Here is a 23,020-nt window from a genome sequence, read left to right as displayed (position 1 = left end):
GGTGAAAACTACTTTTTTACTTAATCTGTTATCAATTTACATCAATGAGTTATTGCAAGCCATTTGTAACACCCCGCCGCAACGCCCTATTTACTTATCTTGTAGGTGATAGTTAAAATAACAAGCGGTGTAATACTATTTAAAAGCGTCATTAAAAAATAGGCTCTGAATTAGAGCCTATAATTTATCACTTAAACAAGCATCTGTATAAAAGCGAAGATATTATCTTGCTAATAGATGCTGAATACGAGCTTTTAAAATATCCGTCGCAATTCTGTTTTTACCACCACGAGGTACAATGATATCAGCATGCTGTTTTGAAGGTTCAATAAACTGTAAGAACATTGGGCGCACTGTTGCTTTATATTGCGCAATGACCGACTCCATTGTACGGCCACGCTCTGCAACGTCACGAGTTAAACGACGTAAGAAACAAATATCCAGCGGTGTGTCCATGAATACACTCGCATCCATAAGTTCACGTAATTTAGGATCAGTTAACAATAAAATACCTTCTAAGATAATGACCTTTTTAGGCTGCATATCCAGAGTTTTACTCATGCGAGTATGTTCTTTGTAGCTATAACAAGGAATATTTACCTGCTCACCCTTCTTTAATTGCTTAAGGTGTTCAGCTAATAGTTGATGATCCAGTGCTTTAGGATGATCATAATTGGTTTTAACACGGTCTTCCATTGTCATATGACTTTGGTCACGGTAATACGCATCTTCATTAATCACACCGATTTGATCGGTGCCCAGGTCGCGCTTTAGTTCTTCAAAAATCGTTTGGGCAATTAAACTTTTGCCTGATGCTGAAGCACCTGCGATACCAATAATGACACATTGCTGAGAATTCATTACTTAACCTTACTCGTCGTCTGAAATACTGATTGAAACTGTGTTTTTGTTTTGCTGCTTGGCAAGTTGCGCCCCCACTTTACGGGCAATTTCACGATAAATAGCAGCAACTTCTGAGTCTGGCTTACTGGCAACCGCAGGGTTACCTTCATCCATTGACTCACGAATATTAATATTGAGCGGCAATGCGCCCAATAATGGCACTTCATAACGTTCAGCAATCTTGCTGCCGCCATGGGTACCAAAAGGATGTTCTTTATGACCACATTCAGGACATAAATGAAAACTCATGTTTTCGATGATACCTAAAACTGGAATATCCACTTTTTGGAACATGGTGATGCCTTTTTTAGCATCTTCAAGTGCGATATCTTGTGGTGTTGTAACAACAACCGTGCCACTGACTGGAAACTTTTGTGACAGTGTTAATTGTATGTCACCAGTCCCTGGTGGCAAATCAATCACCAAATAATCTAATTCTGGCCACTGAGTTTCAGTTAATAACTGGTTCAACGCACCTGCTGCCATTGGACCGCGCCAAACAGCGGCTTCACCATCATCTAGCATAAAGCCAATTGATTGAGCTGAAATGCCATGTGCAGAAGCTGCTGTCATCATTTTGCCATCTGGTGATGTAGGTTGAAAACCTTGAAGCCCCAACATCATTGGGATTGATGGGCCATAAATATCAGCATCTAAAATACCGACTTCAGCGCCTTCTGCTTTTAATGCCAACGCAAGGTTGACAGCGGTTGTCGATTTACCAACACCACCTTTACCAGAAGCCACAGCAATCACTTGCTTGATATTTGGAATAGGTTCTACTGAAGCAATGGCTGAAAATACGCGAGGCTGGAAATCAATTTCGCATTCGACTTCGTCGATGGCGTCTAACACGGCGAGCTTTTTTGTCACATCCATAACCGTATCGCGATATTGCGTCATACAAGGGTAAGGATATACCAAGCCAAGAAGCAGTCGTTTGCCTTCTATCGCAAGCTTATTAACACAACCTGCAGACACTAACCCTTCGGCTAAATATGGATCTTGATATGCATCTAAAATACTCAATACTGGACCAAGAAGGTCATCACTTAATTGATAATCTGTATGCGAAGTAGACAAAAGCAGAACTCCCAGCGAAAAATTTGCCCAAGTGTACCAGAATTAGAGAAAAATGAGCGCTAATTTAGCCGTTTTTGTTGTTGTTTGATGAAATAATCACTTTGATCGGTTAGTATCTTGACCATATATTTAGTGTAATCGATTGTTGAGACAAAATGACAAATTCACAACGTAAAATCCTGGTGACAAGTGCCCTCCCATATGCCAATGGTCCTATCCATTTAGGTCATATGCTTGAGTATATTCAAACTGATATTTGGTCTCGTTACCAAAAGCTTCGTGGACATGAATGTCACTATATTTGTGCTGATGATGCCCATGGCACCCCAATCATGCTCAAAGCTCAACAAATGGGAATTACCCCAGAAGAAATGATTGCTCAAGTACAAAAAGAGCATGAACAAGATTTCGCGGACTTTAATATTCAATTTGATAACTTTCACAGTACTCACAGTGATGAGAACCGTGAATTAGCCAGTGATATTTACTTAAAATTACGCGATGGCGGTTACATCAAAACCAAAACCATCTCGCAATTATATGATCCTGAAAAAGAAATGTTTTTACCGGATCGTTTCGTTAAAGGCACCTGCCCTAAATGTAAAAGTGAAGATCAATACGGTGATAACTGTGACAACTGCGGTGCAACTTACAGCACAACAGATTTAATCAATCCTTACTCTGTTGTATCAGGTGCAACTCCAGTCATGAAAGACAGTGAACACTTCTTTTTTGACTTACCAGCATTTGAAACCATGCTCGGTGAGTGGCTTTCATCAGGTTCTTTACAACCTGAAATTGCTAACAAATTAAGAGAATGGTTCGACCAAGGATTACAACAGTGGGATATCTCACGTGATGCGCCGTATTTTGGGTTCGAAATTCCAGAGCAACCAGGCAAGTTTTTCTATGTGTGGCTAGATGCCCCAATTGGTTACATGGGTTCATTCAAAAACTTATGTGATAAACGTGATGATCTGAACTTTGACGAATACTGGAATAAAGATTCAAGCACCGAGCTTTATCACTTTATCGGTAAAGATATCGTAAACTTCCACGGTTTATTCTGGCCTGCAATGCTTGATGGCGCAGGTGTGCGTAAACCTACGAGTGTTTTTGCTCATGGTTACGTCACAGTGAACGGCGCAAAGATGTCTAAATCAAAAGGCACCTTCATCAAAGCCCGTACCTACTTAGATAACTTAAACCCTGAGTACCTTCGTTATTACTATGCCGCTAAATTAAATAGCCGTGTTGATGACTTAGATTTAAACCTTGAAGACTTCGCTCAACGCGTAAACTCAGATCTAGTCGGTAAATTGGTAAACTTAGCATCTCGCACGGCTGGTTTTATCAGTAAACGATTTGAAGGTAAGTTAGCTAAAATTAACGATATGTCGTTAACAGAGGCTTTCTTAGCTAAACAAGATCTTATTGCTGATTTATATGAAACCCGTGAATTCGGTAAAGCGATGCGTGAAATCATGGCACTTGCCGATATGGCGAACGCTTATGTTGCCGATGCTGCACCTTGGCAGTTAATCAAAGACGAAGCAAAACAAGAAGAAGCGCATCAAGTTTGTAGTAATGCACTTAACTTGTTCCGTATTTTGGTGACTTACCTAAAACCAGTGTTGCCTCAGTTAGCTGAAAAAGTTGAAAGCTTCCTACAGTTAACCTTAACTTGGGACAATTTAAACCAAGATTTAGCAGGCCACGAAATTGCTAAGTTTAAAGCGTTAATGCAACGTATTGAAATGAAGAGTATTGAGGCGATTATTGAAGCGTCAACTGAAAATCTTCAAGTTGCAGAAACCAAAGCCCCTAAAGCTGAGCAAGTGCAAACAGAACTTGAAAAAGAGCCGTTAGCACCTGAAATCACTTTTGATGATTTTGCTAAGGTTGATTTACGTATTGCACTCATTGCTAAAGCTGAGCACATTGAAAAAGCGAATAAACTCCTTCGTTTAGAGCTTGATTTAGGCGGTGAAACTAAACAAGTATTTGCTGGCATTAAATCGGCTTATGCGCCAGAAGATTTAATTGGTAAACACACTGTCATGGTCGCTAACCTTGCGCCGCGTAAGATGAAGTTTGGCGAATCTGAAGGCATGGTGTTAGCAGCAGGCCCTGGTGGAAAAGATATCTGGATTTTAGAACCACACGCTGGCGCTAAACCAGGCATGCGAGTGATGTAGTCTCTGGTGAGTTAATACAAAAAAGGCCGTCAATTGACGGCCTTTTTATTTATCAGTCAGCTTCTAGCTACCCAGAAAACATATTATGACATCACCTTTAGATTAGCATCTTCGCAAGCGTTCACATTTTCAGGATCGCATGGCGCTTCTTGAGCAAAACGCTGACTTTTATAAGCCTCTGTGTCCGCTTCAATCGCTTCCTTCAAACGCTCTTCATATTCAATGAATAGATTAATAAAGTCACCGCCAAACTTCTCACCATCAGAACGACCAGCCCATTCGTTATACAGTACTTCAGAAGCTTCTTTTTCCACTCTCATATACGTTTGTTTTTGTCGCTCGACCAACTCTGAAGAGAACCCCATTGCTTTCATTGATTCAGCGCCTACTTTCAATGCCGACCTGAATGTTTCAGATTCAACATAATCGGCTCCAGCTTGACGTAACAAATGACCATGTCCCCGATCAAATGCACGGCTGATCACTTTTAAATGAGGATACTTGTGCTTAAGGTGCTTGACGAGCTCAACGCTACTTTGTGGGTTATCAATCGCGACAACAAATGCCGACGCTGTGGCAACGCCAGCCGCCTCAAGTAAATCAGGACGAGTTGCATCACCATAGTAAGCTTTCGTATTGATTTTACGTAAGTTGTCTACTTGGGTCGCTTGGTGATCCAGCACGACGGTTTTAACGCCATTAGACAGCAGTAAACGATTCACAATCTGTCCGAAACGACCAATACCTGCAATGATGACTGTTCCCTGCTCATCGACTTCATCTTGCTCTCGATCATTCGAGGTTTTCTCGTATTTAGGCAAGATGACTTTTTCGTAAAAAATGAATAACCCAGGAGTAAGGAACATAGATAACGCAACGACTATAGATAACGGCTGCGCAATTTCTTGCGAAATTACATGGTTTTGCTGACTAAAACTTAACAATACAAAGCCAAACTCACCTGCTTGCGCCAAGCTAAGAGTATATAACCATCTATCACTTCCTTTGATGCGAAATATAAAGCTCAGCACTAATAATACCAGCGCTTTCAATATCATCACAGCGGCTGTGACGCCTAATATCACTCCGAGATAATTCCAAAGGATTTCAAAGTTGATACCTGCGCCGACCGTAATGAAAAACAAGCCTAGCAATAACCCTTTAAATGGACCTATATGTGTTTCAAGCTCATGTTTAAATTCACTGTTTGCAAGTACGACACCCGCTAAGAAAGTACCAAGTGCAGGTGATACCCCCACCAAGCTCATTAGTGTTGCAATCCCAATCACCAAAAGTAAAGCCGCCGCAGTTGAGATCTCACGCACCCCTGAATCTGCGATAAACCTGAATACAGGCCGACTCAAGTAATGCCCCCCAAAAACAACCAAGCCGATTGAAAGCACTAATACCAGCGCATATAAACCACCATGTAAGTCTGCAACTAAAGAAAGTTCTTCGTGGTGCTCAGCAGCAGCTGCCACTGAGGACTGCGCAGCTTCAACTAATTCAGGAAGCGCTAGGAGCGGAATAAGCGCAAGCATAGGGATTACCGCGATGTCTTGAAATAACAACACGCCAAATGCATTCTTACCAGCCGTTGTTTTGGTTAAGCCTTTTTCATTTAATGTTTGTAAAACAATCGCTGTGGAAGATAAGGAGAAAATTAAGCCAATAGTTAACGCGACCGTCCATGACATTTCAAACATCATAGCAATAGCCATCACAATACCCGCCGATAAGCCGACTTGCAGCCCACCCATGCCCACTAATCGATGTCTCATCGACCAGAGCATTTTAGGTTCAAGCTCCAGACCGACTAAAAATAACATCATGACGACGCCAAATTCTGCAAAATGCTGAATGGTGTTGGTTTCACTTCCGACTAACCCAACAATCGGTCCAATGACAACCCCTGCGATCAAATAGCCAAGTACGGAACCTAAGCCCATGCGTTGAGCAATAGGCACTGCGATAACCGCTGCGGATAAATAAATAAATGCTTGAATAAAATATTCAGTCATGGCGTTAACCTTTGGTTTTTCTATTGATTAAACAGGATTAACAATATCAATAAACTGATGTGTCAAACCAAACTTTTCAGCTAAATGTTCACCTAATGCTTGAATACCAAATTGTTCTGTTGCATGGTGACCAGCAGCAAAATAATGGATTCCCTGCTCCATTGCACAGTGATACGTGTGCTCAGAAACTTCACCACTAATAAATGCATCAACTCCCAAAGCCGCAGCATGATCAATATAATCTTGTGCTCCACCAGTACACCAAGCCAACGATGAAATTAACTGCTCATCATCGCCTATATGAAGTGGTTGGCGATATAATTTTTGATTCAATAACTCACTTAATTGTAGTGACGAAAGTGGCGTTGCAAGCTTTCCTTTCCAGAGTAAATTTTGTGGAATATCTGCACACACTTCAACATCGACTAATCCTAACTTTTTAGCAAGTTCTGCATTATTCCCAATAGTTTCATGGGCATCTAGTGGTAAATGATAGCCGAATAAATTCATATCGTGACTCATAAGCGTTTTAATTCGCTTATATTTCATCCCTGTAAGCACTTCTGGTTCATTTTTCCAAAAAAATCCATGATGAACCAATATGGCATCAGCATTCACTGCAGCCGCTTGGTCAATGAGCGCTTGGCAGGCTGTTACCCCAGTGACTATGGTACTAATCGTATCTGTGCCCTGAACCTGCAGTCCATTAGGTGCATAATCTTTAAATTGGCTAACGCTAAGGAAATCATTTAGATAGTTGGATAATTGCTCGCGAGATACAGACGTTAATGACATAAAACTAACCCTAAAATTTTTGATATTAATAGTGTAACGCAGACCAATACTTATTGAAAAACCCTTGTTAACATTGCTTATTTGCTAAGCGATTTTGGCTTAAATTGGACTTTTGGGTACTTTAAACACTAAAATTAGCGCTAAGGGATGTTGAAAACATTAAATAAAACTATTCATTACAGAAAAATAGGTCTCAATATGTCAAACTTGACTAAAGAAGCGCTTATCGCCGAACTTAAAGCTGCTCTTGAAAAACAAACTTCAAAAACTGTTGAAATCGAGCAGAAAGGCAGCTGGTATAAAATTGATGGCGGCAAGTCTTTACGCTTTAGCGATCTTGAGAAAATGCACCTTGAAGTGACTCAAGGTCAAACAGAAGCAACTGTTGCAGAAAAAGTTGTCGCTAAAAAGCCTGCAGCTAAAAAAGCTGTTACAGCCAAAACTGAAGCGAAAAAGCCTACTGCTAAAAAAGCCAACACTTCAGGCGGTAAAACACCTAAAGAACTATGGCGTGAAAAATTAGCAAATGCAGGTAAAAATACCTTACCTCGCGGTTTCTAATACAAGCTTACTGTTACTGATCTAGCGACCAATCAAAAAAGGAGCCACTGAGGCTCCTTTTTTATTGCGCGAATCACACAAAAAATGTGATTTTACTACCCGCTCATTACATGGCTAAATCAACACGAACATAACCGGTTAAATACACAACACGCACTTCGTCACCTGCAACAAATGACATTCCAGGATCTAAGTCTTGTATCACCATGACTTGTGTTCCATCGTCTAAATTAATCATCATTTCAATTAGTTTATATTCAAGTGTACGAGTTGAGTTGCCGTATTGGTTGGCTGCAGCACCACCAAGTAATGCGCCTAATACGGTTGCGACATCCTGTCCTGAGCCACCACCAAACTGATGCCCAATAACGCCACCTATTAATGCACCGCCAAAGGTTTTCCAGCCAAGGTTACGATCTTCAACTAATTGCGTTTGAGTAACGTGTTTAATTGATTCGACTTGGCCATAGATTACCTTTTCAACTGGCACTGCCTGATTACGCTCATATGCCGCTAGTGCTGTGCTACTCATTACCCCTGATAATATGACCAAAAGTGCACTAAAAACCATCACTGAGCTGTTTGTGAGTTTCAACATAAGCAAAATTCCGCTAACGTATAGATAAGACCTATTTAATAATATACTTAATTGTGAACTCACTGTCTTATTTAAATCACCTTCCTCAATTTCCTGATCCCATGCAAGCACTTGACGAACCAAATGGCTTACTGGCGGTTGGCGGTGATTTATCACCAACTCGATTAGTCGAAGCCTATTATCAAGGCATTTTCCCCTGGTTTAACGATGATGATCCCATCCTATGGTGGTCACCTCACCCAAGAGCGGTATTTACTCCACAAACTCAGCCGCTAAACAAAACAATGCGAAAATGCCTGAAAAAATCAACGTGGCGATTTACCATTAATCATGCCTTTGCAGAGGTAATCAAAGCATGTTCAGAACCAAGAGCCAGTGAGCAAGGCACTTGGATTTCATCCGATATTCAAAATGCCTATATTAAATTACACTCTTTGGGTAAAGCTCACTCAATTGAAGTGTGGGATGATAAAACACTTGTTGGCGGTTTATATGGAATAGCGGTAGGCAGTGTATTTTGTGGAGAATCAATGTTTCATCGCCAAACTAATGCATCAAAAGCTGCATTTGCAATGCTTAATCAGCATATTGCCAAACATGGTTTTAAGCTGATTGATGCACAAATTATGAACCCACATTTAGAAAACTTAGGTGCGAAACCTGTACCTAGAAATGAGTTTTTACAAACCTTAAAACAATTACGTAATCAAGTTATTGATAATCAAGCTTGGGTTACTCAAGAGGTATATTTTGACATCTAGAAGCATCAGTGTCGGCATTAGTCACCCTTTTGATTGTAGCTATATTGATGGGCTTCAAGAGCAGCTATTAATTATTCAAGAGCCACAGTTGGACGGCGCGCTATTTGAACAATTACTTGGCATGGGCTTTAGGCGAAATGGCAACTCTATTTATAAACCACGCTGTCCGAGTTGCTCAGCATGTCAATCTATTCGCGTTGTGGTGCCTGAATTTAAACTTTCTAAACGACAAAAACGCACCATCAAAAACAATCAGGACTTAAGATGGCAAGTCACAGATGAGTGTTCAGCTGAACACTACGCATTATACGAACGTTATATCAGTGGCCGCCATTCTGATGGGCCAATGTATCCTCCGAGTGAAGATCAATATAATGACTTCCTGCTGTGCAGCTGGCTTAAACCCACTTACATTGAAGTTTTTGACCAAGATAAACTCATTGGAGTAGCAGTAACGGATCAACTCAATAATAGTTTGTCAGCCATTTATAGTTATTTTGATCCTGACTATGCTAAACGCTCACTCGGCAGCTTCATGATCTTGTTGCAGTGTGATTTAGCCCTGCAACTAGGTAAGCAATTTGTATATCTGGGCTATCAAATTGATGAAAATAGAAAAATGAATTACAAACGTTTATATCGTCCATATCAAATATTAACAGCGAATGGATGGCAACATATTGAAAAAGAACCCACGCTTTAGTGTTTCAATCCTTTACAGCAAGCGCTTTTTGGGGCATGATACTGCGAATTTTTTTTATATTTGAAGGCATAAAGGTAACCAATTAATGGCGAAAGAAGACAACATTGAAATGCAGGGCACAATCCTTGAGACCTTGCCAAATACAATGTTCCGCGTAGAACTTGAAAATGGTCATGTCGTGATTGCACACATTTCTGGCAAGATGCGCAAAAACTACATCCGTATTTTAACGGGTGATAAAGTCACGGTTCAATTGACTCCTTACGATTTAAGTAAAGGTCGTATCGTCTTCCGCGCACGTTAATTCTGCCTCATCTATTTAAAAACCCGGCTTGATTGTCGGGTTTTTTGTTGGCTAATGATTAACGTTGATGCAAACAAAAATGGCTATCTGTTTTCAGATAGCCATTTTTATTACCAGAATTAACACGATTAAGTTATGACACTTTTTCTTCGCATTCACAGCTAATAACAATTTCATTATCTTTAGCGTCGACTTTGGCAATACCGCCAGCCTCTAACTTACCGAAGAGTATTTCATCAGCTAATGGTCGCTTGATTAGCTCAGTGACAACACGACCCATTGGTCTTGCGCCCATGTTCTTATCGTAGCCTTTTTCAGCCAGTAAAGTACGAGCTTCATCAGTGACCTCTAGAGTAACGCGTTTTTCATCCAATTGAGCTTGTAACTCAATTAAGAACTTATCAACGACCTTGGCAATTATCGTCATGTCTAAATGATTAAACCAAATAATTGAATCTAAACGGTTACGGAACTCCGGTGAGAAGACTTTATTGATTTCTGACATCGCATTTAAGCTATTGTCTTGCTGTTTAAAGCCAATCGAAGTACGAATAGACTCTTGGACACCAGCATTGGTGGTCATCACTAAGGTGACATTTCTAAAGTCTGCTTTACGGCCATTATTGTCAGTTAACGTACCATGATCCATCACTTGCAATAGCAAGTTATAAACATCAGGGTGCGCTTTTTCAATTTCATCCAACAATACAACGCAATGCGGGTTTTTAATGACGGCGTCAGTTAATAGACCACCTTGCTCGTAACCAACATAACCAGGAGGCGAGCCGATTAAACGAGATACAGTATGACGCTCCATATATTCAGACATATCAAATCGAATCAGCTTCATATTTAAACATGCGGCTAATTGATTGGTAACTTCGGTTTTACCAACACCAGTAGGACCTGCAAATAAGAAACTACCAACCGGCTTTTTCTCCGCACCTAAACCACTTCGAGATAATCGAATAGCAGAACTCAGCCCCTCAATGGCTTTGTCTTGACCAAACACTAACATCTTAAGGTTACGCTCTAGGTTTTTGAGTAAATCCTTGTCAGTTGATGATACGGACTTCTCAGGTATGCGCGCAATTTTAGCGATGATCGCTTCAATTTCAGGTTGACCGATGGTTTTCTTACGTTTGCTTTGCGGTAACATCACCATTCTCGCACCCGCTTCATCAATCACATCAATGGCTTTGTCTGGTAAGTGACGATCATTAATGTGCTTCGCTGATAAACTCGCTGCAGAACTGATTGCCGCTTGAGTATAACGAACACCATGGTGCTCCTCATACTTAGATTTAAGCCCCAATAAGATTTTAGTGGTTTCAGCTACTGACGGCTCATTGATATCGATTTTTTGGAAACGTCTTGCTAACGCTCGATCTTTTTCAAAAATGCTTTGATATTCTTGGAAAGTCGTTGAGCCCATACAACGTAATGTCCCGTTAGATAATAACGGTTTAAGCAAGTTAGACGCATCCATCACGCCACCTGAAGCGGCACCTGCTCCAATGATGGTATGGATTTCATCAATAAACAGAATCGCATGCTCATTTTTACCCAGTTCTTTAAGCAAACCTTTAAAGCGTTTCTCAAAATCACCACGGTATTTTGTGCCGGCAAGTAATGAACCTAAATCTAACGAATATACGGTTGCATCTTTAATCACATCGGGGACTTGCTCATTAACGATTCGATAAGCTAACCCTTCAGCAATAGCCGTTTTACCCACACCAGCTTCACCAACAAGTAGTGGATTGTTTTTACGTCGACGACATAAGGTTTGAATTGCACGTTCAACTTCATCATCACGGCCAATGAGTGGATCAATCACACCACCCTTAGACATTTGATTTAAATCGGTCGCAAACTGGGACAATAAACTTCTGTCTTCAGCTTGTTCAGTTCCTTCTTCTGATGCTTCAGGGTTATTCATTTCCTGATTATCATCATCTTTAGGCAAACCATGTGAGATAAAATTGACCACATCTAAGCGGGTAATTTCACAGCGACGTAATAAGTAAACAGCTTGTGATTCTTGCTCGCTAAAAATTGCCACCAGCACATTTGCGCCAGTGACTTCATTGCGACCTGAAGACTGCACATGAAACACTGCGCGTTGCAGAACACGTTGGAATCCTAATGTTGGTTGAGTTTCTCGCTCTTCAGTGCTTTCAGCGATTAACGGGGTTGTTTGTTGAATGAAGTTAGATACTTCCTCGTGAAGACGAGTAATATCAGCGCCACAAGCCAGTAGTGCTTCTTTGGCCGATGGATTATTGATTAATGCTAATAATAAATGTTCTACCGTCATATATTCATGACGTGAATCTCTAGCTTGTTGAAACGCTAGGTTCAAGGTGACTTCAAGATCTTTGTTTAGCATAAGCACCCCCTAAAAATACTCATAAACTGCAGAGTTACCGATGGAGAAACAACTGTTCACTATGCGGCTTCTAATGTACACAGTAACGGATGTTGGTTTTCTCTGGCAAATTGATTTACTTGTAACACTTTCGTTTCAGCAATGCCAAACGAATAAACACCACATATTCCCTTACCTTGGTGATGGATAGCCAACATAATGTCCGTGGCCTGTTGTTCATCCTTATTAAAAAAACGTTGTAGCACTTCAATCACGAAATCCATCGGAGTGTAATCATCGTTATTTAACACGACTTTATACATTGAAGGTGGTTGTAGCTCCGATTCAACACGCTCTTCTGTGTGCTCTACGCTGCCTAATCTACCCATGTGTTAATACTAGCCTCTAGTTTGGTACAAGACCAATTGATATTATTAAATTAATTAAATGTTGTCATTTTGTTAATTTTTACTTGACATCTTTTCGTACAAATTTCATTCTGTTCTGAGGCGGCAATAAAAGACCGCTGATTAAAATAAGTTTTACTATCTTACTGGTAAGTAGACAACAGAAGGAAGTGGAAGTATGGCAAGCGGAACTGTTAAATGGTTCAACAACGCCAAAGGATTCGGGTTTATTTGCCCAGATCAGGGTGGCGAAGATGTATTTGCACATTATTCAACAATCGAAATGGAAGGTTATAGAACGCTTAAAGCGGGCCAACCTGTAGATTTCGAAACTGAGCAGGGCCCTAAAGGGATGCATGCTTCAGCCATTTCACCGACTAAATAGTCGTTGAAACTATAAAACAAAAAGGCAGAGATTTTAATCTCTGCCTTTTTTATTTCACATAAATAATGTAAATAATTTATCGTTTGCTTATAAATCAAACAAAAACTACCCCATCACCTTCAACTTAGCCTCGACATTTACTTTGTTCATCTTAGATTTTAGCTCAGGTATAAAGCTGCAGAGATAAAAAAGCAGAGACGTTCATCTCTGCTTTTTAATTAATCGCTCTTTTAAACCGATTATCGCTTAGCCTGTAATAAATGAATTAAGCAATTGGCTAGGACGCATCGCTTTCTCAGCTTTAACAGCGTCTAAACGGAAATAACCGCCTAAATCAACCGCTGGGCCTTGCGAGTCATTTAATTCAGCAACAATTGCAGCTTCATTAGTCGTTAATGATTCAGCAAGCGCGCTAAATTCAGCGGCTAAATCAGCATCTTTCGCTTGAGCCGCTAATGCTTGAGCCCAGTACATCGCTAAATAGAAATGACTACCACGGTTATCAAGCTCACCGACACGGCGTGAAGGTGACTTGTTGCTATCTAAGAACTGACCAATGGCAGCATCAAGCGTATCGGCTAATACTTGTGCTTTAGGGTTATTTTGCGTTTGGCTTAAATGCTCAAGCGATGCCGCTAACGCAAGGAACTCACCTAATGAATCCCAACGTAAGTGACCTTCTTTCTCAACTTGTTGAACATGCTTAGGCGCACTACCACCCGCACCTGTCTCGAATAAACCACCGCCATTCATTAGTGGCACGATAGATAGCATTTTCGCACTGGTACCCAGCTCAAGAATTGGGAACAAGTCAGTTAAGTAATCTCGTAAAACATTACCCGTTACTGAAATGGTATCTAAACCCTCATGCACACGTGCAAGTGTCGCACGGGTTGCAGCTACAGGCGCTAGAATTTGTAAATCTAATCCGTCTGTATCGTGATCTTTTAAGTAACGCTCAACCTTTGCGATTAACTGCGCATCATGCGCACGGTTACTGTCTAACCAGAAAATTGCAGGTGTATTACTTAAACGTGAACGATTTACAGCAAGTTTTACCCAATCACGGATTGGTGCATCTTTAACTTGGCACATTCTGAAAATATCGCCAGTTTCAACATTATGGCTCATTAATACATTGCCATTACTGTCGATAACTTTCACTAAACCAGCAGTCTCAATTTCAAATGTTTTATCATGACTACCGTATTCTTCAGCTTTTTGCGCCATCAAACCAACATTTGGCACACTGCCCATTGTTGTTGGATTGAACGCACCATTGGCTTTACAGAATGCAATTGTTTCTTGGTAAACACCGGCATAACAACGATCAGGGATCATAGCCTTAGTGTCTTTCAATTGGCCATCAGGGCCCCACATTTTTCCTGATGAACGAATAGCAGCTGGCATTGACGCATCAATAATGATGTCACTAGGAACATGTAAGTTGGTGATTCCTTTATCAGAATCAACCATCGCAAGTGCAGGACGCTTTGCGTAAACAGCTGCAATATCAGCTTCTACTTCAGCACGTTTTGCTTCTGGTAATGTTGCAATCTTTGCGTAGACATCACCAAAGCCATTGTTAACATCAACGCCGAGTTCATCAAACAATGCTTGGTGTTTAGTGAACACATCTTTAAAGAACACTTTAACTGCATGACCAAATAGAATTGGGTCTGATACTTTCATCATGGTTGCTTTTAAATGCAGTGATAATAAAACATCTTCAGACTTTGCAGCTTCAATTTCACGCTCGTAGAAAGCAACAAGCGCTTTGTTACTCATCACGGCAGTGTCGATGACTTCACCGGCTTGTAAAGGCAAGTCCTGCTTAAGCACAACATCTTGACCATCAGCTTTAGTTAATACAATGCTAACTTTATCAGCTTCGGCAACAGTGACAGATTGTTCACTGCCATAAAAGTCACCCTCTTGCATGTGAGCAACGTGAGAAGCTGAGTTACTTTCCCATTTACCCATTGAATGCGGGTTTTTCTTAGCATAATTTTTTACTGAGCCTGGCGCACGACGATCAGAGTCACCTTCACGTAAAACAGGGTTTACTGCACTGCCCTTAATTTTGTCATAACGGCTTTGAACTTCACGTTCAGCATCTGTGGTAGGTTCGTCAGGATAATTCGGAATATCATAACCTTTGGCTTGTAGCTCAGCGATACAGGCTTTTAATTGTGGAATTGAGGCACTGATATTAGGTAATTTGATAATATTTGCTTCAGGCGTCCCCGCCATCACACCAAGCTCTGTTAACGCATCAGAAATTTTCTGTTCTGCTGTTAACTTTTCAGGAAAGTTGGCGATAACACGGCCTGATAAAGATATATCTCGGGTTTCTACTTTAACACCAGCAGCATTGGTAAATGTACGGATGATTGGGAGTAATGAAAGCGTCGCTAATGCGGGTGCTTCATCAGTTTCAGTATAAATGATCGTTGGAGAATTATCTTTCATGCTTTTTCCTACATTATTGAAATAAAGTGTTTTTATAATTTTATTATTGTAATAACTATCTACCTTTCAACTGCATCAATCTATAAGCCGATGTCAGTTGTATATGGCACAAATCCCTATGAAATTAGAAAAATAATGTGTGGCTGCTTGTGTAAAAACGGGCACAGATCACATTTTTTAGGCCAACATCATAGACCATTATCTGTAAGATTCAAATTCCACTAAGGCCCAATGCCAAGTAAACTATACAAAATGAATCAATTTCATCCTAAATAGGCTTATGTATGTCAGCAAATGACAAACCCAAACGTTTTAGCACTAAACCTGCATTTTCCAAAGTAAATAAAAAACACCGTAAGCCGACTAAGCGCGCGGTAAGTAAACCTGTTGAAAATCCGATAATAGTGTTATTTAACAAACCTTTTGATGTTCTATGTCAATTTACTGATGAATCAGGAAGACAAACTTTGAAAGATTTTATTCCGGTAAAAGATGTCTATGCCGCTGGCAGATTGGATAGAGACAGCGAAGGATTATTATTGCTGACCAATGACGGCAAATTACAGGCAAAATTAACCCAACCGAATAAAAAAACTTTCAAGACATATTGGGTGCAAGTTGAGGGTGAACCTAGCGAATACTCAATTACTGCATTACAGCAAGGTGTTGAATTAAAAGATGGAATGACATTACCAGCGAACGTTAAGGTGATTGAAGAGCCCACAGTTTGGGAACGAGTTCCGCCTGTTAGGGAAAGAAAGTCTATCCCCACTACATGGTTAGAAATACAAATTTGTGAAGGCCGCAATCGTCAAGTTAGAAGAATGACCGCTCATGTTGGCCACCCCACTCTAAGATTAATTCGCTATAAAATAGGTCAATGGAGTTTAGATGACTTGCCTAATGGTGCTTATAAAACCATTAAGCAGTAACACATTAATAATAAAAATGATGAGAGGACGACACCATGTCAACACTTCGCTATAAGCCTAATACGACTGTCGCCTGCGTCATCCATAGTCAGGGAAAATTTTTATTCGTTGAAGAACTCATTGATAACCAACTACGTCTAAATCAACCCGCTGGCCATATTGAAGCCCATGAAACACTCGAGCAGGCCTGTAGAAGAGAAGTTAGAGAAGAAACTGGGCTGGATGTTACATTAACTGGCCTTATAAGCATTTATCAATATAGTGCCAGTGAAGAATTGGCTTTTGTGCGTTTTACTTTTGCAGCTGAATGGCAAGATAACGACCAATGCATACCACTAGACAACGACATTATCGCGTGTCACTGGTTAACTTTAGATGAAATTAAACAACGTAAAGTGGTCCTTCGCAGCCCGTTAGTCATTAAATCCGTAGAAGACTTTTTACATAAAGCTCACAGCCCATTATCACTGATTAATAGTGACTTACAGGTGATAGCCGACAACAATAATGCATGATAGAATATGCGCCGCACAATTTAGAGATTTTCGTAAGGTATTTATCTACGAATAAAGACTGGGTTTGTTGACTTGAAAAGCACTCGACTCGACCACATGTTCATCTCTTGTATCCGTAATTTCACTGGTTTTTAGGTTTTATGACATCAATCAATCCCGATTCAAATGGTAAAAAAGTCATCGTAGGCATGTCCGGCGGTGTAGATTCTTCAGTTTCTGCATACTTGCTCCAACAGCAAGGATATCAGGTTGAGGGATTGTTTATGAAGAACTGGGAAGAAGATGACACGGATGAATATTGTCTTGCAGCTGAAGATTTAAAAGATGCGCAGGCAGTATGTGACAAGCTAGGCATTAAGCTTCACACAGTTAACTTCGCCTCTGAATACTGGGACAATGTATTTGAGCACTTCCTTGCTGAATATAAAGCAGGTCGTACTCCTAACCCAGATATTATGTGCAACAAAGAAATCAAATTTAAAGCATTTTTAGAATTTGCAGATGAAATTTTAGATGCTGACTTTATTGCGATGGGACATTACGTTCGCCGCCGTGATAACGAGGACGGTACCACTCAAATGCTACGTGGTATTGATAACAACAAAGATCAAAGCTACTTCTTGTATACCTTAAGTGACAAACAAGTCGCTAAAAGTTTATTTCCCGTCGGCGAACTAGAAAAATTTCAAGTTCGTGATATCGCCAAAGAAATGGGCTTAATTACCCATGATAAAAAAGACAGTACAGGTATCTGTTTTATCGGTGAAAGAAAGTTCACTGACTTTTTAGGTACATATTTACCAGCGCAACCTGGTGATATTGAAACCGCTGAAGGCGAAGTCATCGGAACCCACCAAGGTTTGATGTATCACACGCTAGGTCAACGTAAAGGGCTTGGCATTGGTGGCATGAAAAACAGTAATGACGATCCTTGGTACGTAGTTGAAAAAGACTTATTGCGTAATGTTTTAATTGTCGGCCAAGGTGGAAACCACCCTCGCCTGATGTCAAATGGCATGACAGTAAGTCAACTTCATTGGGTTGACCGCAAAGGCCCAAGTTCACCAGCTAAGATAACCGTGAAAACACGTTACCGTCAGCAAGATGTTAACTGCACCGTGACGACTGAAGGTGATGACAAAATTAGCGTGATATTTGATGAGCCAGTAGCTGCTGTGACTCCTGGTCAGTCTGCTGTTTTTTATGATGGTGAAGTCTGCTTAGGCGGCGGTATTATCGATACACTAATTAGAGGATAGAGCGTGAGCCAAGTATTATTTGAACGCACTATGGCGTTTGCAGGTATTTTACAAGCGATTGCTCAAGTTCAACATCTCGCGCGTCATGGCGATTCAGACGAAACAGCTCTTGCTGCGAGTCTGAACACCATTATGGTGACTGACCCAGATTCTGTTTCAGAAATTTATCAAGATAAACAAGCACTCAATAAAGGGTACCAACTGATTGAGAATCAGTTAGGTGATGGCAACAGCAAAGATGTTGAAACCACTCGCTACCTAGTTGGGATGCTCGCATTAGAACGTAAGCTCGCTCGCTCAGCAAATGGGTTAGGTATGCTAGCCGAACGTATCAACCAAGTGCACCGTCAATTACATCACTTCGCCATTACCGATGAACAAATCATTGCGAGTTTAGCGAGCATATACAGCGATGTGATCAGTGAGCTTGGCCCCAAATTACAAATTTCTGGTAATCCAGCTTGCTTGCAACAACCGCAAGTACAACAAAAAATCCGTGCTTTACTTTTATCAGCTATGCGTAGTGCAGTTTTATGGCGCCAACTCGGAGGCAAACGTCGCCACCTCGTTTTTGCTCGTAAAGCCATTGTGGATACTGCTATTAGTAGCCGTAAAAATAATTAATCGTATCACCCTACAACAAAAGTTCATCAAGGAGCTTCAAATGGATCTTTCTGCACTGACTGCTATCTCTCCGATAGACGGTCGTTATGGTAGCAAAACCACCTCTTTACGAGGCATTTTCAGCGAATTCGGTTTAACTAAATACCGTGTTCAAGTTGAAATTAACTGGTTAAAACTACTTTCTAGTTGCCCAGAGATTGAAGAAGTTCCGCCATTCAGCGAAGAAGCATTAACTTTACTGGATAGCATCAAGGATAACTTCAGCGAAGAAGACGCGTTACGCGTTAAAACAATTGAAAGAACCACCAACCACGACGTTAAAGCGGTTGAATATTTCATTAAAGAAAAAATTGCAGACAACGCTGAGTTAGTTGCAATTGACGAATTTGTTCACTTCGCTTGTACTTCTGAAGACATTAACAATCTATCTCATGCGTTAATGCTTAAAGAAGCACGTGATTTAGTATTAGCACCTCAGTGTCTTGAAATTGTTGATGCAATCAAAAAATTAGCGGCAGAAAACAAATCTGTACCGTTAATGTCACGTACACACGGTCAACCAGCATCACCTTCTACATTAGGTAAAGAAATGGCAAACGTGGCAGTTCGTTTAGAACGCCAACTTAACCAAATCAACGCTGTTGAAATCATGGGTAAAATCAATGGTGCTGTTGGTAACTACAACGCACACATCTCTGCTTACCCTGAAGTTAACTGGCATGAATTGTCACAACGCTTTGTAACAAGCCTTGGTATTAACTGGAACCCATACACTACTCAAATCGAACCGCATGATTACATTGCTGAACTATTTGATGCTGTTGCTCGTTTCAATACTATTCTTATCGATTTCGATCGTGATATCTGGGGCTACATTGCATTAGGTCACTTTAAGCAACGTACTATTGCTGGCGAAATTGGTTCTTCTACGATGCCACATAAAGTTAACCCTATCGATTTTGAAAACTCAGAGGGTAACCTTGGTATTGCTAACGCACTTATGCAACATCTTGCTGCTAAGTTACCCGTTTCAAGATGGCAGCGTGACTTAACGGACTCAACCGTATTGCGTAACCTTGGTGTCGGTATGGCTCATTCATTAATTGCTTATCAAGCAACAATGAAAGGGATCAGTAAGCTTGAAGTGAATGAAGAAAATTTACGTGCCGAATTAGACAAGAACTGGGAAGTACTGGCTGAACCGGTACAAACTGTGATGCGTCGTTACGGTATCGAAAAGCCATATGAAAAATTAAAAGAGTTAACACGTGGTAAGCGTATTGATGGCGAACAACTTGCTACATTCATTGATGGTTTAGCGCTGCCTGACAGTGTTAAAGCTGAACTTAAAACAATGACACCAGCTAACTACATCGGCCGCGCTGAAGCGTTTGTTGATGAGTTAAAGTAATTTATAAACAGCTATCTGTTTAAATTAAGGAATGGCGACATCTCAGCAGAGCTGTCGCCTTTTTATTGACTATGTATACATTAAATTTTGATACTGCGGCGTTTATCAAAGACACTTGGCAAAAAAAGCCTATTGTCATTAAAAATGCTTTTCATGCCTTTGAAGATCCGATTTCTGCCGATGAATTAGCAGGTTTGGCAATGGAAGAAGATATTTCTTCTCGTATTGTCCAAACGAAATCGGATGGTTGGAATGTCATACAAGGTCCCTTTGAGGACTATGACGAATACGGCGAAGATGGATGGCAACTATTAGTACAAGCAGTTAACCATTGGTATCCTGAGTCACAAGCTTTTGTTGAAGCATTCCGGTTTTTACCAGATTGGCGATTTGATGATTTGATGGTGTCTTTTGCAACACCTAAAGGCGGTGTAGGACCTCATATCGATAATTATGATGTATTCATTATTCAAGGCGAAGGCGAGCGTCGCTGAAAAGTCGGTGATAGAGGCGCCCATAAACAACGTGGCGGCGATATAAATAGCCCATTAGTGGATGACTTTGAGCCAATTATCGATGTGGTATTAACTAAAGGTGACATCCTTTACATTCCACCAGGTTTTCCCCACTGCGGCGAAACATTGTCACTGGCATTGAGTTATTCCATCGGTTTTAGAGCACCAAGCCAACAAGAACTATTAACAGAATTAGCTGATGCATTGATTGACAATAATTGTGGCCAACACCGTTTTACTTCGAATGAAGAAGTCGCAAATAAAGGCCAAGTAAGCCAAGTACAACAACAAGGGATTATGGATTTATTAGCCCAACTAGCAAACGATCCAAACCAATATCAAACAATGCTTGGGAAAATGTTAAGCCAAAACCGTTTTGAGCTAGACATTAATCCATTTGAACAAGCAATTAGTTCAGCAGATGTGATTGAAGCCATTGAAGATGGTGCAAGCTTACAACGCGTCGGCGGACTCAAAATTCTGTCACTAGAAAACGATAAACAAGCACAAATCTATATCAATGGTGAAGCTGTAAACGTTGACAATATAGAGAGTGAGATTATCGATATCGTCAGTAACGAGCATCACATCTGTCAGTCAGTTCTACTGAACTGGAAAGATTTACCCGCAGTCATTACATTACTCACATTATGTGTCAATCAAGGTTGGTTATACTTCGCTGAATAGCGTGTAAAGGTCTTGAAGTATTAATACAAAAAAGGCGCTTACCCATTGGGTTAAGCGCCTTTTGTATAATAGCGATTGTTACTGCTAATACAATTCAGACTGACCATTTGGCCTTGTTTTTAAAAACTTCAAAAACCACATGTATTGCTCAGGGTAAGCAATAATCACTTGCTCCACCATCTTATTAAGCGCGATGGCCTCATTATCCTTGCCAACCATATCTTGCTCATCAACTGCAGGCATTAATGTTAAGTTGAATTGATATTTCTCGGTGTCATAGCCAATCTTTACAGGAATAACCCTCGCCTTACCCGCCTGTGCAAGACGGCCAACCACTGGCAAAGTAGCTTTCTCCGTTCCAAGTAAAGGCGCAAAAACACTTTGTTCGGGTCCTAAGTCTTCATCTGGTAAGTAAAAGAAACTGTTATCTTGACGTAATTCACTGATTAACGCGCGTATACCCGCTTCTCGCATGTAAACCCGCCCTTTTTGACTACTACGTAGGCGATTACTAAACCAGTTAAACAAACCGTTCCTGTGGGCTTTCGCCATGGTTACCATTGGCAGTGCTAAATTTAACCTGATCCCAGCATAATCAATCGGCCAAACATGAGGCATAATAAAGATAATGGGCTGGCCCGCGTCCCTCGCAGCTTGTACATGTTCATAACCAGCTATCGTCACTCGACGTTTAATATGCTCATTCGACCTAATCAAAAGCTCAGCTTGTGACAACAAGGCTAAAACAAACATATCTACGTTTGCTTTAATTAGCGACTCAACTTCATCAGCAGACTTTTCAGGAAAACACGTTTGAATATTAATCCGTGCCACTTGAATAGGTTTTTTAGCAATTCGCATCACTAACTTAGCCAGTAAACGAGAAATGGGATCACGTACTCTGGCAGGTAAGATGCCAAAAATAAATAAAACAGCAATTGCTAACCATGAGCCCCAATATCGTGGGTGAAGTAAGGAAAGAGTGAACCGACGATCGAAATGTTTTGCTTGTCTAGCCAAAAGAAACCTCAGAGATTACAACAACACGAACAAAAAACGATATAAACAAAAGGAATGTTTCAACGTCATATAATACCAATTATATAATTCCAACGGCACACATTTTAACGCCATTCACGACAATCGTTGATGTTTTGCTAAATATACAAACAAAAAAGCCACTCTTCAGAGTGGCTTTTACAACGAAAGCGAAATTATTTCTTAGCCGAGTTAGATCCTTCTACTCGAGTTTTCAGCTTTTGTCCTGGACGGAAAGTCACAACACGACGGGCTGAAATCGGAATATCTTCACCAGTTTTTGGGTTCCTTCCCGGTCTTTGATTCTTATCGCGCAGATCAAAGTTTCCAAAGCCAGATAACTTGACCTGCTCACCACTTTCAAGAGCTTCTCTAATTTCTTCAAAGAAAGACTCAACCATCTCTTTGGCAACACGTTTGTTAATGCCCAGCGTTTCAAAAAGATGTTCTGCCATTTCGGCTTTGGTAAGTGCCATA

At 40.6% G+C, this 23,020-nt stretch carries 21 protein-coding genes and 1 pseudogene; 12 read left to right on the top strand and 10 right to left on the bottom strand.

What is annotated here, in order from left to right:
• Positions 1–222: 222 nt before the first annotated feature.
• Positions 223–861 carry a uridine kinase gene (gene udk / locus SJ2017_RS09100; RefSeq protein ID WP_055024449.1) on the bottom strand — a complete coding sequence of 213 codons (639 nt, stop codon included), beginning with the start codon at positions 859–861 and terminating at the stop codon, positions 223–225.
• A 9-nt stretch (positions 862–870) separates the two neighbouring features.
• Positions 871–1,986 (bottom strand): iron-sulfur cluster carrier protein ApbC, encoded by a 1,116-nt coding sequence (apbC, locus tag SJ2017_RS09095; RefSeq protein ID WP_080915547.1) that lies wholly within the window; start codon positions 1,984–1,986, stop codon positions 871–873.
• A gap of 155 nt (positions 1,987–2,141) precedes the next feature.
• Between apbC and metG the strand changes: the two genes are divergently transcribed.
• On the top strand, positions 2,142–4,184 hold the full coding sequence (gene metG, locus SJ2017_RS09090) for a methionine--tRNA ligase (protein ID WP_065108260.1): 2,043 nt from the start codon (positions 2,142–2,144) through the stop codon (positions 4,182–4,184).
• Positions 4,185–4,267: 83 nt separating this feature from the next.
• Here the strand turns inward: metG and SJ2017_RS09085 are convergent, their stop codons facing one another.
• Complete coding sequence (locus tag SJ2017_RS09085; RefSeq protein ID WP_080915546.1) at positions 4,268–6,205, bottom strand: monovalent cation:proton antiporter-2 (CPA2) family protein; 1,938 nt, start codon at positions 6,203–6,205, stop codon at positions 4,268–4,270.
• Between the two features lie 27 nt (positions 6,206–6,232).
• Positions 6,233–7,000 (bottom strand): Nif3-like dinuclear metal center hexameric protein, encoded by a 768-nt coding sequence (locus tag SJ2017_RS09080; RefSeq protein ID WP_080915545.1) that lies wholly within the window; start codon positions 6,998–7,000, stop codon positions 6,233–6,235.
• Between the two features lie 198 nt (positions 7,001–7,198).
• Between SJ2017_RS09080 and SJ2017_RS09075 the strand changes: the two genes are divergently transcribed.
• Entirely contained in the window at positions 7,199–7,561 is a 363-nt protein-coding gene (locus SJ2017_RS09075) for a hypothetical protein (RefSeq protein WP_080915544.1), read from the top strand.
• A gap of 106 nt (positions 7,562–7,667) precedes the next feature.
• Here SJ2017_RS09075 and SJ2017_RS09070 read toward each other — a convergent pair whose 3' ends face one another.
• Complete coding sequence (locus tag SJ2017_RS09070) at positions 7,668–8,159, bottom strand: outer membrane lipoprotein (protein ID WP_055024444.1); 492 nt, start codon at positions 8,157–8,159, stop codon at positions 7,668–7,670.
• 53 nt (positions 8,160–8,212) lie between these two features.
• Here SJ2017_RS09070 and aat point away from each other — a divergent pair, with 53 nt between their 5' ends.
• The 3 genes from aat to infA all read left to right on the top strand — a co-directional run bounded on the left by aat (position 8,213) and on the right by infA (position 9,927).
• The gene (gene aat / locus SJ2017_RS09065; protein ID WP_055024443.1) at positions 8,213–8,920 is read left to right on the top strand and encodes a leucyl/phenylalanyl-tRNA--protein transferase; all 708 of its coding nucleotides are present in this window, start codon (positions 8,213–8,215) and stop codon (positions 8,918–8,920) included.
• On the top strand, positions 8,910–9,623 hold the full coding sequence (locus SJ2017_RS09060) for an arginyltransferase (RefSeq protein ID WP_055024442.1): 714 nt from the start codon (positions 8,910–8,912) through the stop codon (positions 9,621–9,623). The genes aat and SJ2017_RS09060 overlap by 11 nt, the downstream gene beginning before the upstream one ends.
• 85 nt (positions 9,624–9,708) lie before the next feature.
• Positions 9,709–9,927, top strand: coding sequence for a translation initiation factor IF-1 (infA, locus tag SJ2017_RS09055; protein ID WP_011496276.1), 219 nt, complete (start codon positions 9,709–9,711; stop codon positions 9,925–9,927).
• 133 nt (positions 9,928–10,060) lie between these two features.
• Here the strand turns inward: infA and clpA are convergent, their stop codons facing one another.
• Both clpA and clpS read right to left on the bottom strand, forming a co-directional pair.
• The gene (clpA, locus tag SJ2017_RS09050; RefSeq protein ID WP_080915543.1) at positions 10,061–12,319 is read right to left on the bottom strand and encodes an ATP-dependent Clp protease ATP-binding subunit ClpA; all 2,259 of its coding nucleotides are present in this window, start codon (positions 12,317–12,319) and stop codon (positions 10,061–10,063) included.
• A gap of 59 nt (positions 12,320–12,378) precedes the next feature.
• Complete coding sequence (gene clpS, locus SJ2017_RS09045; RefSeq protein WP_055024440.1) at positions 12,379–12,687, bottom strand: ATP-dependent Clp protease adapter ClpS; 309 nt, start codon at positions 12,685–12,687, stop codon at positions 12,379–12,381.
• Between the two features lie 196 nt (positions 12,688–12,883).
• On the opposite strand from clpS, the gene cspD reads away from it, so the two are divergent.
• Complete coding sequence (gene cspD / locus SJ2017_RS09040; RefSeq protein WP_055024439.1) at positions 12,884–13,090, top strand: cold shock domain-containing protein CspD; 207 nt, start codon at positions 12,884–12,886, stop codon at positions 13,088–13,090.
• Positions 13,091–13,336: 246 nt separating this feature from the next.
• On the opposite strand, the gene SJ2017_RS09035 is transcribed toward cspD, so the two are convergent.
• A complete protein-coding gene (locus tag SJ2017_RS09035; protein WP_080915542.1) occupies positions 13,337–15,562 on the bottom strand; it encodes an NADP-dependent isocitrate dehydrogenase in 2,226 nt (741 codons plus the stop codon).
• A 284-nt stretch (positions 15,563–15,846) separates the two neighbouring features.
• Here SJ2017_RS09035 and SJ2017_RS09030 point away from each other — a divergent pair, with 284 nt between their 5' ends.
• The 6 genes and pseudogenes from SJ2017_RS09030 (at position 15,847) to SJ2017_RS09005 (ending at position 21,505) form a co-directional block, all read left to right on the top strand.
• Positions 15,847–16,494, top strand: coding sequence for an rRNA large subunit pseudouridine synthase E (locus tag SJ2017_RS09030; RefSeq protein WP_080915541.1), 648 nt, complete (start codon positions 15,847–15,849; stop codon positions 16,492–16,494).
• A gap of 35 nt (positions 16,495–16,529) precedes the next feature.
• Positions 16,530–17,009: an NUDIX hydrolase gene (locus SJ2017_RS09025; protein ID WP_080915540.1), complete on the top strand. Its 480-nt coding sequence runs from the start codon at positions 16,530–16,532 to the stop codon at positions 17,007–17,009.
• Positions 17,010–17,149: 140 nt separating this feature from the next.
• Positions 17,150–18,268, top strand: a complete 1,119-nt coding sequence (gene mnmA, locus SJ2017_RS09020; protein ID WP_080915539.1) for a tRNA 2-thiouridine(34) synthase MnmA — start codon at positions 17,150–17,152, stop codon at positions 18,266–18,268.
• Positions 18,269–18,271: 3 nt separating this feature from the next.
• Positions 18,272–18,892: a high frequency lysogenization protein HflD gene (gene hflD, locus SJ2017_RS09015; protein WP_055024434.1), complete on the top strand. Its 621-nt coding sequence runs from the start codon at positions 18,272–18,274 to the stop codon at positions 18,890–18,892.
• Positions 18,893–18,932: 40 nt separating this feature from the next.
• A complete protein-coding gene (purB, locus tag SJ2017_RS09010; RefSeq protein ID WP_065108269.1) occupies positions 18,933–20,303 on the top strand; it encodes an adenylosuccinate lyase in 1,371 nt (456 codons plus the stop codon).
• A gap of 71 nt (positions 20,304–20,374) precedes the next feature.
• Positions 20,375–21,505, top strand: a pseudogene (locus SJ2017_RS09005) (ribosomal protein uL16 3-hydroxylase).
• Between the two features lie 84 nt (positions 21,506–21,589).
• Here the strand turns inward: SJ2017_RS09005 and lpxM are convergent.
• Both lpxM and ihfA read right to left on the bottom strand, forming a co-directional pair.
• Positions 21,590–22,525, bottom strand: coding sequence for a lauroyl-Kdo(2)-lipid IV(A) myristoyltransferase (lpxM, locus tag SJ2017_RS09000; protein ID WP_080915538.1), 936 nt, complete (start codon positions 22,523–22,525; stop codon positions 21,590–21,592).
• A 194-nt stretch (positions 22,526–22,719) separates the two neighbouring features.
• Positions 22,720–23,019 (bottom strand): integration host factor subunit alpha, encoded by a 300-nt coding sequence (ihfA, locus tag SJ2017_RS08995; RefSeq protein ID WP_080915537.1) that lies wholly within the window; start codon positions 23,017–23,019, stop codon positions 22,720–22,722.
• Position 23,020: the final 1 nt, after the last annotated feature.

It is taken from the genome of Shewanella japonica (genome assembly GCF_002075795.1).
In the GTDB taxonomy this organism is placed as follows: Bacteria; Pseudomonadota; Gammaproteobacteria; order Enterobacterales; family Shewanellaceae; genus Shewanella; species Shewanella japonica.
This window is presented reverse-complemented; position numbering and strand designations above follow the sequence as displayed.